The organism is Sorangium sp. So ce124, assembly GCF_051525235.1.
Classification (GTDB): domain Bacteria; phylum Myxococcota_A; class Polyangia; order Polyangiales; family Polyangiaceae; genus Sorangium; species Sorangium atrum.
In genome coordinates this window covers 2,150,312-2,164,571 of sequence record NZ_CP150312.1, presented here as the reverse complement: position 1 = coordinate 2,164,571, position 14,260 = coordinate 2,150,312, and the positions used below count along the sequence as shown (strand labels likewise).

The window sequence follows — 14,260 nt, the reverse complement described above, 5'->3', positions numbered from 1 at the left end:
GTGGAGGGCAGCAGGGGCACGAGCGCCGGCTGAGCGTTCGACGACGCGCCGCGCGCCTCACGGCGTACGGCGGCGCAGGAGCCCGGCCGCCCCTGGCCGACGGAGCTAGCCGAACGTGAACCGCTGCGCCACGCGCTTGTACGCCTGCTCGACGACGCGGCGGGCGTGGTGGATCGGGTTGGAGTGGGGGAACTGCAGCGAGGGCGGCGCGACCTCGTCGACGCCGTGCGTGGAAGACGCCGCGTCCGAGAGCCGGCGCGCGAGGGCGCCCACGGTGTCGACCTCGAAGTCCTTCGAGTTCTCGTCGAGGAAGCGGCAGAGCCCGCGGAGCCGCTCGACGTTCAGCCGGTTCGGGAAGCCGCGGCGCGCCTCCGCCGAGTCGAGGAAATAGAACTCGAACGAGTGCGTCACCAGCGTGACCTCCTTCACCCCGAGGGCGCGGTAGCGGAGGAGGCAGTGCTTGATCTCGTCGAGCGTCACCGCCGTGATCTGAAGGTGCCTGAAGCGCTTCGTGGGCTCGATGAAGTTCGTGACCGGCAGCTCGTACACCCCGGGCTCGGGCGTCTCGAAGAGGCCGAGCCGCGCGCCCGGATACTGCATCTTGCAGTTCTTGCTGAAGTAGCAGGGGTTGTAGTTGCTGCTGAGCACGAGCCCCGCCCGCTTCATCGCCTGCCAGGTGTCGTTGTTCGCGCCGAAATTGCCGGCGCGGTAGCCGAGCAGCTCGCTCGCCGGGACGCCCGCGCGCACGAGCAGGTCGCGCCCCTCCAGGAGGAGCCGCGTCTGCTCCTCGACCGGGTAGTCGGCGATGTCGTCGGAGACCCGGGGCTCGCCCCGGGTGTGCCAGTCCGCGCGCCGCTGCACGGGGTGCACGTGCAGCTGCACATCGTGGCCGCGGCTGTGGAGCGCCTGGCACACGCTCGTCAGCCCGTCCATCCCGAAGCTGTACGAGCCGATGGCCTCGACGAAGAACGTCCCGCGCTGGCCGTACGCCTCGAGCTCGCGCATGATGAGCTCGATCCCGAGGGGCTCCCGCTGGTTGACGAAGCGGCCCCAGATCCGGAGATCGTAGCCCATCGCGGGAGACTTGGTATCGCCCAGGATGCGCTCCTCGGCGCACTCCACGTCCACGGTGATGTATACCCGCGTCCTCCCGTCAGCCATCGCCAGCTCCTCCCTCGCCACGCTTCTGAAGAACCATCGTGATCGTCGGGGACACGAAGCCCACGTGCATCCCGAGCGGGCCGAGCAGCCGGTTCGCTGCCGAGAAGGCCATGCGCCGCGGCCCCGACAGCCCCATCTTGGCCTTCAGGTCGACGATCAGCCGGCCCCGATCCTGCTGCGAGATGTCGACATAATCGCCGAACCCGCGCCTGAGCTGCCAGGGAAATACGCTGTAGACCGACCTGCCCGGGAACAGCGGGCGCAGCAGCCGAGGCACATAATTGATCAGGGCGCGGCCGCTGTGGCACTCGACCGGCCACAGGCGGTTGCTCGTGCCCAGGATGACGATGAACCCCCACGGCGCGAGCACCCGATCGATCTCGCGCTGGACGATCGGCAGGCGCTCAGGCGGGACGTACTCGAGCACGCTGTTGCAGGAGACGAGCTCGAACTCGCCGTCGGCGAACGGCATCGCGGTCGTGTCGGGGACGTGATGAACGCGGATCCTGTCCGACAGCCCGTGGCGCTCGGCGTTCAGCTGCGCCAGCTCGACGTACATGGGGTCGACATCGAGCGCGGTCACGTCGGCGCCAAGGGTGGCGAGCACGATCGCCGTCCCACCGAAGTGGCAGCCGAACTCGAGCACCTTCTTGCCGCGGACCGACGTGAAGAGGTCGTCGTAGGCGTGGCGGCTGCGCCGCCACTCCCACGTGGCATACCCCCCGACCCACGGGTCGTCGGGATCCCAGCCGTGGCGCCGCGCGCACTCGCGGAAGCGGCGATCGGCGTCTGCGTCTCGGACAGCCGGCGGGGTGGCGACGCTCTGGCTCGGCTCGCTCATCGGGGAAAGGATCAAGCGTCGGCTGTCCCTGCGGGCACCAGGGGCGCCCGGTAGATGGCGAACAGGAAGGGCGAGAACCAGGGGTTCGTCTCGCCGGGGACCACCCGGCGCGCGATCGCCTTGAGGGGCCCGACGAGCTTCCATACGGCGCGCCGCGCCAGGAGCGGCGCCTCATCGTCCAGCCAGAAATCGAAGTGGCCGCCGGTGTATCGGGCCTGGACGATCTCGGCGCCATTGCGGCGGGCGGCGGCCTCCAGGAACGGCAGATTCATGATGCGGGTGTTGTGGCCTTTCAGGTTCTTGCGATCGAGCAGCCAGTGGAGCGCCCTCTGCCCGCCGGCGAAGTTCGGCATGCCAACGACCACGGTGCCTCCCGGCTTCACCAGCTCGAAGTGCCGATCCATCACCGCCGCCGCGTCATCGAAGTGCTCGATGAACCCGAAGGAAGCGACGATATCGAACTTTTGCTGGGGCTTCCAGCTGAAGAAGTCCCCCTTCTCGATCTTGCCGACCTTGATGCCCCGCTTCCGGATCTCCTGCTCGACGACCTCCGGATCGCAGGCGTAATCCAGGCCGTACGCCGTGAACCCCAGGCGCCCACAGAAGTCGACCAGGATACGGCCTGGCGCGCAGCCGATCTCGAAGAACGACAACCCCTCCCCGCGCGGCAGGAAGGGAGCGACGTCGTCGTAGATCTCGCAGCCGCCACCCAGATCGTCGGTGCCGATGTAGCCCTTCCAGTGGTTCTCCCAGTACTCCTGTGACGTGAGCTTCAACGTCGCCTCCTCGATGCCATCGCGAAAAGGGCGGCTCCACGAGGAGCCTCCCGGAGAACCGCAGTCGACCACGCGCGGCGCGGGCGATCGAATGCTGCCCGAGATTCGTCCAGTTTGGCGAATCCTAGAGGACCGGGCGGCTCACATGCAAGCCGGCCCTCCGCCTTCTTCCCGCGCCTCCGCTCTTCAACGTTCTTCAGCGTTCTTCAACGTTCTTCAACGCAGGCGCACCCACGCGGCGCGGGGTCGCCGCGCCTGCGCGGGGCGCCCGGGCCCGCTCCCCGGAGCTCCACCCCGCGCGCGGCGGTCGCGCGTCACCAGCGCTAGGAGGCGGCCCCCTTCTGGAGGCGCTCGCGGAGCAGGACCTCGAGCGAGGCGAGCGCCTTCGCGAAGCCGTCGATGCCCTCGCTCAGCTTGTCGCTCGCCATCCGGTCGGCGGTGTGCATGGCGCGGAACGCCGCCTCATCCATCGGGATCTTCGCGATCTGCATGGCGCGCGCCGCGCCGGGGTCGAGCTTCCTCGGCAGGTCGCCGCGCGCGGAGGAGAGCTCCGAGAGCAGCTTCGGCGAGATCGTCAGGAGGTCGCAGCCGGCGAGCTCCTTGATCTCGTCGATGTTGCGGAAGCTCGCGCCCATCACCTCGGTCTTGTAGCCGTGCTTCTTGTAGTAGTTGTAGATCTTCGTGACCGAGACGACGCCGGGATCCTCGGCCGGCGCGTAGCTCGTGCGGCCGGTGTCCTTCAGGTACCAGTCGAGGATGCGCCCGACGAACGGCGAGATGAGCGTCACGCCGGCCTCGGCGCACGCGATCGCCTGGTGCAGCCCGAAGAGCAGCGTGAGGTTGCAGTGGATGCCCTCCTTCTCGAGGACCTCCGCCGCGCGGATGCCCTCCCACGTCGAGGCGATCTTGATGAGGACGCGCTCGCGCGAGATGCCGGCCTCCTCGTAGAGGCGCACGATGCTCCGGCCCTTCTCGATGGTCGCCTGGGTGTCGAAGGAGAGGCGCGCGTCGACCTCGGTCGAGACGCGGCCGGGGATGATCTTCAGGATGCGCAGGCCGAAGTCGACGGCGAGCCGGTCGAACGCGAGGCTCACGACGTCGCCCGGCTCCTTGCCCCGGCCGGCCTCCTTCTGGCCCCAGGCGAGCGCGCCGCTCACGATGTCGGCGTACTCGGGCATCTGGGCCGCCGCGGTGATGAGCGACGGGTTCGTCGTCGCGTCCTGGGGGCGGAATTTCTCGATCGAGTTGATGTCGCCGGTGTCCGCGACGACGACGGTGTACGCCTTGAGGCGCTCCAGCAGGTTCTGGTCCATGGGCGCCATTGTACGAGCAGCCAGCCAGGACGCTTCAAAGCTTTCGTGGCCTTCGTGTGAGGACCCCCCTCCGGCTGGATGCACGGCCGGCGGTGGCCTATGGAGAGGGCCCCGTGGAGCCGCCCCCCAACGCCGCCGCGCAGCGCGTCCTGTCCGCCTACGATGACCGCCTCTCGGTCCTGCGCGCCGAGGCCAGCGCGCTCGATCGCCGATCGAAGACGTTCTCGCTGCTGCGCGGGATCTCGTTCATGGCGGCGGCGGTGGCCGGGGGGTACGCGCTCTTCGGCGACGTGCCGCGGTGGGTCGCGTACGCCGCCGGGGCGGTGACCGCGGTGTTCCTCGGGCTGCTCGTGGCGCACGCGCGCCTCGTCACCCGGATGACGGAGCTCGAGCAGCGCATCGGCCTCTACGTGCGCGGGAAGCGGCGGGTCGCCGGCGATTTCGCCGATTTCCCGGAGCGCGGCGATCGCTTCGCCGCGCCGGACCACGATTATGCGGGCGATCTCGACGTGTTCGGGCAGGCGTCGCTGTTCCAGCTGCTCGACGTGGCCCAGACGGGCGAGGGTGAGGCCACGCTCGCGGCCTTCCTCGCGGAGCCCGCCCCGGCGCCCGCCGTGGCGGCGCGGCAGGAGGCGGTGCGCGAGCTCGCCGGCCTCGGGGCGTTCCGGGAGGATCTCGCGGTGGTGGGCATGCAGGCGGGGGCACGCGGGCGCGAGGCCGGCCCGCTCATCGCGTGGGCCGAGGCGCCCCCGACGCTGCTCGGCCCGGAGGCGCGCTCCGGCGGCCTGCCGGTGAGCGCGCTCCTGACCGCGGCGAAGGTGCTCGTGCCGCTGACGCTGGCGCTGCTCGCGGCGCCGCGGTTCATCCCCGCGGAGCAGCTCGGGCTGCTCCGCCACGCGTTCCTCCTGCCGCTGGCCGCGCAGGTCCTCGTGCTGGTCCTGCTGCGGCCGGCGTTCGAGCCCATTCTCGCCGCGGCCTCGTCGCGCGAGGCGCCGTTCGCGCGGTACCGGCCGCTGCTCGCCCGCATCGAGGAGCAGGCGTTCTCGTCGGCGCTGCTCCGCGAGCTCAAGGCCGAGCTCGCCGGGCCCTCGGGCGTGCTCGCCTCGCGGGAGATGACGGCGCTCGAGACCCGGGTCGGCTACTCGGACCTGCGCCACAGCGGGCTCATCCACATCCTCGCCGACCTCTTCCTGCTCTGGGACGTGTGGTGCGCGCTCGCGCTGGAGCGGTGGAAGCTGCGCGCGGGCCGGCACGTGAAGGCGTGGATGCGGACGCTCGGGCACATGGAGGCGCTCGCGAGCCTCGCGACGTTCGCGCACGAGAACCCCGACTACGCGTACCCCGACGTGAAGGACGGCGCGCCGCGCTTCACGGCGGCGGGGCTCGGCCACCCGCTCCTCCCGCGCGACCGGCGGGTGACGAACGACGTCTCGCTGGAGGGCGCGGGCGCCGCGCTGCTCGTGACGGGGTCCAACATGTCGGGCAAGAGCACGCTGCTGCGCGCCGTCGGGGTGAACGCCGCCCTCGCCCTCGCGGGCGCGCCGGTCTGCGCGTCGTCGCTGTCGCTCTCGCCGGTCCGCGTGCGGACGAGCATGCGGATCAAGGACTCGCTCGAGCACGGCGTCTCGCACTTCTACGCCGAGCTGACCCGCCTGAAGCGCGTCGTCGACGGCGCGAACGGCGGCGAGCGGGTGCTGTTCCTGCTCGACGAGATCCTCCACGGGACGAACGCGCGGGAGCGCCAGATCGGGGCGAGGGCGGTCGTGCGGCACCTCGTCGCGCGGGGGGCCATCGGCGCTGTGTCGTCCCACGACATGGGGCTCGCCGTGCTGGAGCAGGAGACCGCGGGACGGGTGCGCAACATGCACTTCGAGGAGCTCGTGGTCGAGGACAGGATGACCTTCGATTACAAGCTGAAGCCCGGCGTGGTGACGAGCGCGAACGCGCTGCGGCTCATGAAGATCGTCGGGATCGACGTCGACTTCTCGGAGGGGGAGCGGACGGCGGCGGCAGCGACCGCGGCGCCGGGAGCGAGCGCTCCGGCCGCGGCGGCGGCGCGGGAATGAGCGCGGCCCCCGCCCGCGTTGAGGACGCCATGCTTTCTCCGCTCCCCGGATGCCTCTCGCGCCGCGCCCTCGTCTCGGCGCGTCCCTTGCTCTCCTGCGCGCTCCTCGCGATCATCGCGGCAGCGAGCGCCTGCGCCACGGCGCCGCCACCGCCGCCACCTCCCCCGCCGGCGAGCGGCGGAGCGGCCCCGCCGGCAGCGACGCCGGCAGCGAGCGCGCCGGCAGCGAGCGCGCCGGTCGCGACGCGGACCGAGATCGACGAGGGCGGGGCGGCGCTCCTCCGCGCGGAGGGCGTGGACGGCGCGTTCGTCCTGTTCGACGCCGCGAGGGGCGTCACCCGCGTCGTGAACCCCGACCGCGCGGCGGCGCGGTACGTGCCCGCCTCGACCTTCAAGATCCCGAACACGATCATCGGCCTGGAGACCGGGGTCATCCCGGACGAGCGCTTCACGCTGCGGTGGGACGGGGTGCAGCGCCGCGTGCCCGACTGGAACCGCGATCACGATCTCGCGTCGGCGATGAAGCACTCGGTCGTCTGGTTCTACCAGGAGGTCGCGCGCCGGATCGGGGCCGAGCGCATGCAGGCGCACCTCGACGCGCTCGGCTACGGCAACCGCGACATCTCGGGGGGCATCGACCAGTTCTGGCTGACCGGGGGGCTCCGCATCTCCCCGCACGAGCAGATCGATTTCCTGCGGCGGCTCCACGCCGGCGCGCTGCCCTGCTCCGCGCGGAGCCTGGACATCGTGAAGCGGATCCTCGTGCTGGAGCAGACGCCGGCCTACACGCTGCGCGGCAAGACGGGGATGGAGATGGATGAGCGATCGAGCACCGGCTGGCTGGTCGGCTACGTCGAGCGCGGGGCAGACACCTACTTCTTCGCGACCGTGCTCCTCGGCACAGGCAGCGACGGCGAGCGCATCATGCCGCTGCGCCGCAGCCTGACCCGCGCCCTGCTCAAGCGGCACGGCGCGCTCCCCGAAGACGCCTGACGCCGGCGCCTCTCCCGGCGCCGGCGCCGCCCCCTATGCCGCCAGCGCCTCTTCCGGCGCCGGCGCCGTCCCCTATGCCGCCGGCGCTGCGCTCGGGGGCAGCGGCGCGACGCCAGGTGACGCCGTGGAGCGCACCGCCCACGCGAACGCCGCGATCCGCTCGGCGAAGCGGCGCGGATCGTCGACCTGCGGGCAGTGCCCGATGCCTTCGGGCTCCTCGATCTCCGCGTGCGGAGGGAGGTGCCGCCGGTAGTATTCGAGGTTGGCGCTCGGCATCAGGCGGTCCGAGCGGCCCCAGATCAGCAGGATCGGCATCGAGAGGGCACCCAGCTGCTCGGGCGTGAACGCGTGGTCGCACCGGGCCGAGCGCCTGAAGGAGAGGATGGTCTCGCGCGAGAACGTCCGCACGACGTCGCCTGCGATGAGCGGGGTGAACCACGGGACGCGGTGGTAGAGGCGCGCGAAGAACGCGTGGGCGTCGGCCCGCGACCGCAGGTTGAACACCGCGAGCAGCTCGGCGAGCTCAGCCTGCTCCATGCCGGCGCCGGCGGGCGACGCGAGCACCAGCGCGCGCACGCGGCCCGGCGAGCTCAGCGCGTAGCTCACCGCGACCGCGCCGCCGAGGGAGTTGCCGACGACGATCGCCGGCTCGTCGAGCTCGCGGTCGAGCAGCTCGTGCATCGCGGTGGCGAGGCACTCCGGCGTGAACGCCGACGCCGGCGCCGCGCTCCACCCGTGCCCCGGCGACTCCGCGGCGATGACGCGGCGGGCGCGCCGCCGGAGTCGTTGCAGCACCGGCGCATACGGGAGCGCCGAGGAGCCGATGCCGTGGAGCAGGACCACCGTCGGGAGCGGGCCCGTGCCCGGAGCATCGTAGAGGTGCAGCCGGCAGACCGACGTGTCGACCCAGCGGCTCTGCACTCCGGACCTGTTCAGCGCCTTCTTGGCGAGGCGTTCGGCGAGCGGGAGGATGCCCATGCGCCGGGCATAGCAGATCGAAAGGGTTCCCGCGGGGGCGGATGCACGGGCGCACGCGCGGGCTGTCGAGCGCTCGGCGGGCTGCGGACGAGGTCCGGGGGCGCGCCCGATTTCCGTTGAGCTCCATGGAGATCCGCGCCACATCTCCCGCCGTGCGATCGCCCCTCCTCGCCGCCGCCGTCACCCTGATCGCGTGCTCGCGCCCCGAGCCGCCGACGCTCAAGCCCGAGCTCGCGGCGGTGACCGCCGTCACCGCCCAGGGCATCGATCTGCGGGTCCAGATCCAGGCGTACAACCCGAACAGCATCGATCTCTCGACGCGCTCGATGAAGGCGAGCGTGCTGCTCGACGGCAAGTACGACGTCGGCACCGTCACCGCGCTCACGCCGCTCGATCTGCCCGCGAAGAAGTGGACCCGTATCGAGGCGCCGCTCTCGGTGAAGTGGAAGGACCTCACGAGCATCGCCGCGCTGGCAGCGCAGAGCCGCGGTATCCCGTACCAGGTGAGCGGCACCGTCGCGATCGGCGGGGAGACGCTCAATGTGGATGTGCCGTTCCGCCTCGCGGGGACGATCACGCACGAGCAGCTCGTCACGGCGATCGGCAACTCGCTCCCGGGCCTGCCTCTCCCCGGCCTGCGCTGAGGAGGGCGGCAGCGGGCTGCGCTGAGCGAGGTCCCCCATCATCGCCGAAGCCGCCCGATCGGACCGACCTCGCGTGAGTGGACCTCACGTGAGCGGTCCGAAGCGCTTCTCGTAAGCTGCGAGCTTCTCCGCAAGCGCCTGAGACCGCTCCTCCGCCGCTCGGGCCTGCTCTTCCGCCGTCGGAAGCACGCGTCCCTCGGCGTCGAGCCAACGGAGCCATCTCCCTTTGCTGCCCAGGTACAAGCCATCCCGCACGCCGAGGCGCAGACCGAGCTGCTGGCTTGCCAGCTCACCCTCCGCGTTCAAGGCCATCGGCTCGTAGGCCCGAGAGGCGATGTCGAGCAGATATCCTTCCAGGGGGTTCTTTATCTGTTTGCTCGGTTTGCGCGAGACGACGCGCCGCCGTGCCGGGATCGTGACGAGGGCCCGGCCCGCCCTGCGGTCTCCAGCGTTGTCTCGAGCCCACAAAGCTTGCAGAATCACGGCGGAGTAGACGTCCGTGCCCGTCCACGAGGAGCCCCCCGTTCGCGCGCGCCCGCGGTCATCGACGCGCTCGTCTCCGCGGCCGGAAGGCGCAGCCCCATGTCCGGCGACCTGATCTTCCACGACGGCGGCGGCGGGGCCGTCGCGCGCTGCACGCGCTGCGGCGCCGAGGCGGCGGGGCCGTGCGCGCGCTGCAGCGCGCCCGTGTGCGGCGACTGCTGCGTGCTCACGGAGGGCGGCGCGCGCGTCTGGGCGATCTGCCTCGCGTGCGAGGATCGCGGCGGCCGCTCCCTCCGCCGCGGCTGGGCGACGGTCCTCGGGTGGATCGCGCTGCCCATCGCGGCGCTCGCGCTGATCGTCGGGCTGCTCGAGTGGCTGCAAAGCAACTGAAGAGACCGGAGGTGTCATGTTCAGCGTGAAGCAAATCGAAGGCGCGATCCCCACGGTGGAGCTCGTCGACGGCGGCTCGGCGAGCCGCGCCGTGCTGGCGCCGGCGCGCGGCGGCATCCTGACGGAGCTGGCCCTCGGCGGGCGCGAGCTGCTCTACCTCGATCGCGCCACCTTCGAGGATCGCAGCGCCAACGTGCGCGGCGGCAACCCCGTGCTCTTCCCCTCCCCCGGCAAGCTCGCCGGCGACGCCTGGTCCGCCGCCGGAGCAGCGGGCCAGATGCGCCAGCACGGCTTCGCCCGCACCCTGCCGTGGTCGCTCGACGACCATGGCACCCTCGAGTCGGGCGGCGCATACGCGCGCCTCGTCCTCCGGTCGAGCGAGGCGACGCGCGCCCAGTACCCCTGGGATTTCCGCGCCGAGTTCACCTACACGCTGCGCGGCAGGGCGCTCCGCATCGATCTGCGCATCACCAACGAGACCGGCGACGGTGCGCCGCCGATGCCGTTCGGCGCCGGGTTTCACCCCTACTTTGCCGTCTCCCAGGCGGACAAGGCCCGCGCCTCGATCGAGACGCGGGCGACGCGCGCGTTCGACAACACCACGAAGCGGGAAGCGCCCTTCTCCGGCTTCGACCTGACCCGGCCCGAGGTCGACCTCCACCTGCTCGACCACGGCTCCACCGAGAGCTCGCTGTCGATCGAGGGCGACCCGGGGGTGCGCATCGCCGTCCGCGGCTCGCCCGAGTTCACCCACTGGGTCGTGTGGACCTTGCAGGGCAAGGACTTCGTCTGCCTCGAGCCCTGGACCTGCCCCGGCGACGCCCTCAACACCGGAGAGCGCCTAATCCACCTCCGGTCGCGCGAGACTCGGGCGCTCTGGATCGAGCTCTCCGCCTGAAGCGATGACGGCCGCGCTCCCCCCGCAACGGGCTGGAGGACGCCCTGGAGAGACCGAGGAGCCGCGCCGCGTCGGCGGCGACGCGCGGCTTCTCGGTTGACTGCCGGCCGGAAAACGCGTCGAATCCCGCCATGACTTCTACCGATCTCCTTACCGCACATCGATCCCTGCTTGCCCGCTCCCGAGCGCTCCTCGGGCGGCGACCTCGCCGCTCGCTCTCCACCCTGGCGGCCGCCGCGCTGGCGACGACGCTCACCGCGGGCGCCTCCGCGGCGCCGGTCTGGACCGGAGACTTCGAGACGGGCAATCTGAACCAGTGGAACACGACCCTGAACGGCGAGCACATCTCCGTGGTGACGTCGCCTGTCCTTCAGGGCACGAGGGCCGGGAAGGTCCAGCTCACCAACGACGCGAGGTGGTCGAACGGCATCAAGCGCGTCGAGCTGAACCACAAGCCGGCCGGCGGGCGCACGGCCGAGGGCGCCCAGACCTACTTCGCCTGGAGCTTCTATCTCCCCGAGGCGCTCGCGGCGGACCCGCCGACGCAGATCGGATACTGGGAGTCCGAAAATAGCTACAACCAGATGATGTCGTTCGAGGTCGTCGGACAGCACATCAGCTTCGCCACCCGCAAGCCCAACAACAAGGTGCACTGGGAGGCGGACGGCGCGGTGACGCCCGGCGTGTGGCACCGCATCGCGCTGCACATCCGGTGGTCGACGAATTCGAGCCAGGGCTCCGTCGACGTGTGGTTCGACGGCAAGCAGGTCGTCACCGGCGGGAAGGCGCAGACGCTCGCCGACAACAACGCGCACTTCACGCAGATCGGCCTGCTGCGCAACCCGTCCGAGTTCACCGACAGCCCCGTCATCGTCCTCGATGACGCCGTGGAGGGGGACACCCTCGAGGACGTCCGCCCCGCGCTGCCCTCCTCCGGGGAAGGCGGCGCCGGCGGCGCCGGCGGCTCCGGCGGCGCGGACGGCTCCGGCGGCGAAGGCGGCTCCGGCGGGACCGGGAGCACCGTGGGCGCGGGCGGCGACGCTGCGGGCGGCAGCGACGGCGCGGGCGGCGACGTGGCCCCCGGCCCCAGCGCTTCGAGTTCCTCCTCCGCCTCTTCCGGCGCCGGCTCCACCAGCGCGGGGACCGGCGGCACGGACGAGGTGGAGGCCGACGAGGGCGACGACGGCGGCTGCAGCTGCCGCGCCGCCGGCTCGCCCGCGGCCCCCGCGCCCATGGCCCTCACCGGCCTCGGCCTCATCGCGGCGCTCGCGTTCGCGCGGCGGCGCGAGCGGCGCTGAGCCGTCGCGAGCGGCGCTGAGCCGTCGCGAGCGGCGCGAGCCGCAGCGCCCCGGGCGGGCCAGAGCCGCGCCGAACACATGACAAGGGCGGCTCTTAAACAAAATTGATTTTCGGATCAATTTTCATCATCTCAACATTGACAATATTGACCGCGGCGAGGATATTAAGCTCATCCCGTGGCAAGATTTGTCGTCAGATGCCCTAGCTGTGATGGGGAGCTGCGCGCGACGCGGCTCGGCTGCCAGAGCTGCGGAACCAACCTGGACGGCCAGTTCGAGATCCCCGCGCTGCTCCAGCTGTCGCCGGACGATCTCGCCTTCGTGACCGCGTTCGTGCGCTCGTCAGGCAGCCTGAAGGCGATGGCTCAGGTCCTTCAGATCAGCTATCCGACCGTGCGAAATCGGCTCGACGAGATCATCGGCCGGCTCGATGCGCTGGAGCAGGGCGTCGCGCGGCGCCGGCACGAGATCCTGGATGCGCTCGAGAAGGGGCGGCTCTCCGCGAAGGAGGCCGAGGAGGCTCTGCGCAAGGTGGGATTATGATGATGACCACGCCCGACGAGAGAGTGCGCGCGCTCGTGCGCGACAACGTCATCAACCCCGCGGAAGGCGAGCGGCTGCTGGCCACGATGTCGCCGCGGCCTCCCCAGCGCGGATGGCGGCTCGCGCTGAATCCGTTCGAGCGCTTCGGCGGGGGAGCCGCCGCCGCGGCGGGGCTCGCCGTCGCCGCGCTGAACGTCGCCCTCACGAGGCTCGGAGTTCGCTTTGACGGCTTCCTCGACCTGCACGCGGCGCCTGCCGTCATCTCGTACCGGACGGCGCTCCTCGAGCAGGTCGTCGCGTGGCCGTTGCCCGCCCTGCTCTTCTGGACGTATGCGCGGCTCCTGCGGCGCCGCGTGCGGCTCATCGATTTTCTCGGCGTGATCGGCCTGTCGCGCGCGCCGATCGCGCTCGCCGCCGTCGCGCTCGGCCTGCTCGCCCCGCGGCTGCCGGCGGGCGTGCCCGCATTCACGCCCGAGCTGGCCGTCATCGCCATCGTCGGAACGGTGTGTCTCGTGTGGTCCTTGGCGCTCCTCGTTCGGGGCTTCAGGAACGCCTCCGGCCTGCGCGGCGCGCCTCTGATCGCGGGGCTCATCGGCCTCGTGCTCCTGTCGGAGATCCTCTCGAAGGTCGCGCTCGCGCACCTCGGCTGAGTCATCGATCTCCCCGGTGCGCCGCCCGGCTCGCGCGGCGCGCTCTGCGGTGCTCGCGCGACAGCGAGGGCGCATCGGTGCGCCCCGGGCGGCGCTGCACCTCTCTCTCATGCTCGGAGGGCTCGTCATGTCATTTCGATCGTGTCTCGTGGTCCCGGCGCGCCGCGCAGCGCTCGCCGTCTCGTGTGTCGCCGCGCTCGCGTGGTCGCCCCTCGGCGCGGGCTGCAGCGCCGGAGAGCGCGCTTCGTCCGCCGGCGGGAGCGACGCGCACCCTGATGACACGGTGCCGGCGACGCCGGACGCGCCGGAGTGTCCGGAGGCGGCCAGCGCCAAGATCACTGTCGAGAACGCGCGCGGCACGCTGTCTGGCACGCTCGTGGTGCCAGCCGGGTGCGGGCCGTTCCCTGCTGTCGTGATCATCCCCGGGTCGGGGCCGACCGACCGGGACGGCAATCAGCTCGCCGTGGACATCGAGCCGGACACGTACAGGCTCCTTGCGGATGGACTCCGGGACAGGGGCATCGCGTCGATTCGCTACGACAAGGCCGGCATCGGCGCGAGCGTCTCCGCGGCCCCCTCGACGGAGCAGGAGCTGCTCTTCGAGATGGGCGCCGACGACGCCGGCCTGTGGGTGAAGAAGCTCCGCGAGGACGGGCGCTTCGCGACGATCACGGTGGTGGGGCACAGCGAGGGCTCGCTGCTCGGGATGCTGCTCGCCCGGGAGACCGCGATCGACGGCTTCGTCTCGATCGCCGGCGCCGGCAGGCCCATCGGCGACGTCCTGCGCGAGCAGCTCGAAGGCCTTCCGGACGAGGATCGCGAGAAGGCAGACGCGATCCTCGGCCAGCTCGAGGCCGGAGAGCTCGTCGCGGACATCCCGCAAACCCGGCTGTTCATGAGCCTGTTCCGGCCGAGCGTGCAGCCGTTCATCATCTCCTGGATGAAGCACGACCCCGCGGTGGAGCTCGCGGCCGTGACGGCGCCGATCCTCCTCCTGCAAGGGACGACCGATCTCCAGACCAAGGTCGAGGACGCGGAGCGGCTCGCGGAGGCGCGGCCAGACGCGACGCTCGTCATCGTCGAGGGAATGAGCCACACGCTCAAGGAGGCGACGCTGTCGAACGAGTCGCAGGCCGCGGCGTACACCGATCCGGACCTGCCCGTCGTGCCGCGCGTCTTCGAGGCGATCGAGGCGCTGATCCGGGAGGAGTGACGCAGCCCCTGAGG

The 14,260-nt window shown here is 71.4% G+C and carries 14 protein-coding genes; 9 read left to right on the top strand and 5 right to left on the bottom strand.

What is annotated here, in order from left to right:
- Positions 1–105 precede the first annotated feature (105 nt).
- From WMF19_RS08175 to WMF19_RS08160, 4 genes are all read right to left on the bottom strand, one after another.
- On the bottom strand, positions 106–1,161 hold the full coding sequence (locus WMF19_RS08175; RefSeq protein ID WP_437328215.1) for a polysaccharide deacetylase family protein: 1,056 nt from the start codon (positions 1,159–1,161) through the stop codon (positions 106–108).
- Positions 1,154–2,002: a class I SAM-dependent methyltransferase gene (locus tag WMF19_RS08170; protein ID WP_437898572.1), complete on the bottom strand. Its 849-nt coding sequence runs from the start codon at positions 2,000–2,002 to the stop codon at positions 1,154–1,156. Before WMF19_RS08170 ends, WMF19_RS08175 begins: the two co-directional genes overlap by 8 nt.
- Positions 2,003–2,013: 11 nt before the next feature.
- Positions 2,014–2,778 (bottom strand): class I SAM-dependent methyltransferase, encoded by a 765-nt coding sequence (locus tag WMF19_RS08165; RefSeq protein WP_437328213.1) that lies wholly within the window; start codon positions 2,776–2,778, stop codon positions 2,014–2,016.
- Positions 2,779–3,101: 323 nt separating this feature from the next.
- The gene (locus WMF19_RS08160; RefSeq protein ID WP_437898570.1) at positions 3,102–4,091 is read right to left on the bottom strand and encodes a transaldolase; all 990 of its coding nucleotides are present in this window, start codon (positions 4,089–4,091) and stop codon (positions 3,102–3,104) included.
- Between the two features lie 113 nt (positions 4,092–4,204).
- Here WMF19_RS08160 and WMF19_RS08155 point away from each other — a divergent pair, with 113 nt between their 5' ends.
- Positions 4,205–6,157: a MutS family DNA mismatch repair protein gene (locus WMF19_RS08155; RefSeq protein ID WP_437898569.1), complete on the top strand. Its 1,953-nt coding sequence runs from the start codon at positions 4,205–4,207 to the stop codon at positions 6,155–6,157.
- A 29-nt stretch (positions 6,158–6,186) separates the two neighbouring features.
- Positions 6,187–7,149, top strand: a complete 963-nt coding sequence (gene blaOXA, locus WMF19_RS08150; RefSeq protein ID WP_437898568.1) for a class D beta-lactamase — start codon at positions 6,187–6,189, stop codon at positions 7,147–7,149.
- A gap of 72 nt (positions 7,150–7,221) precedes the next feature.
- Here blaOXA and WMF19_RS08145 read toward each other — a convergent pair whose 3' ends face one another.
- Positions 7,222–8,127: an alpha/beta fold hydrolase gene (locus WMF19_RS08145; RefSeq protein ID WP_437898566.1), complete on the bottom strand. Its 906-nt coding sequence runs from the start codon at positions 8,125–8,127 to the stop codon at positions 7,222–7,224.
- A gap of 125 nt (positions 8,128–8,252) precedes the next feature.
- On the opposite strand from WMF19_RS08145, the gene WMF19_RS08140 reads away from it, so the two are divergent.
- The 7 genes from WMF19_RS08140 to WMF19_RS08110 all read left to right on the top strand — a co-directional run bounded on the left by WMF19_RS08140 (position 8,253) and on the right by WMF19_RS08110 (position 14,246).
- Positions 8,253–8,771, top strand: a complete 519-nt coding sequence (locus WMF19_RS08140; RefSeq protein ID WP_437898565.1) for an LEA type 2 family protein — start codon at positions 8,253–8,255, stop codon at positions 8,769–8,771.
- Positions 8,772–9,353: 582 nt separating this feature from the next.
- The gene (locus WMF19_RS08135; protein WP_437898564.1) at positions 9,354–9,644 is read left to right on the top strand and encodes a hypothetical protein; all 291 of its coding nucleotides are present in this window, start codon (positions 9,354–9,356) and stop codon (positions 9,642–9,644) included.
- Positions 9,645–9,660: 16 nt separating this feature from the next.
- Positions 9,661–10,542 carry a galactose mutarotase gene (locus WMF19_RS08130; protein WP_437898563.1) on the top strand — a complete coding sequence of 294 codons (882 nt, stop codon included), beginning with the start codon at positions 9,661–9,663 and terminating at the stop codon, positions 10,540–10,542.
- Positions 10,543–10,673: 131 nt separating this feature from the next.
- Entirely contained in the window at positions 10,674–11,840 is a 1,167-nt protein-coding gene (locus tag WMF19_RS08125) for a polysaccharide lyase (protein WP_437898562.1), read from the top strand.
- Between the two features lie 177 nt (positions 11,841–12,017).
- The gene (locus WMF19_RS08120; protein WP_272101125.1) at positions 12,018–12,383 is read left to right on the top strand and encodes a DUF2089 domain-containing protein; all 366 of its coding nucleotides are present in this window, start codon (positions 12,018–12,020) and stop codon (positions 12,381–12,383) included.
- Positions 12,380–13,033 carry a YIP1 family protein gene (locus WMF19_RS08115; RefSeq protein ID WP_437898560.1) on the top strand — a complete coding sequence of 218 codons (654 nt, stop codon included), beginning with the start codon at positions 12,380–12,382 and terminating at the stop codon, positions 13,031–13,033. Before WMF19_RS08120 ends, WMF19_RS08115 begins: the two co-directional genes overlap by 4 nt.
- A gap of 127 nt (positions 13,034–13,160) precedes the next feature.
- Entirely contained in the window at positions 13,161–14,246 is a 1,086-nt protein-coding gene (locus tag WMF19_RS08110) for an alpha/beta hydrolase (RefSeq protein ID WP_437898559.1), read from the top strand.
- The last annotated feature ends 14 nt before the right edge of the window (positions 14,247–14,260 follow it).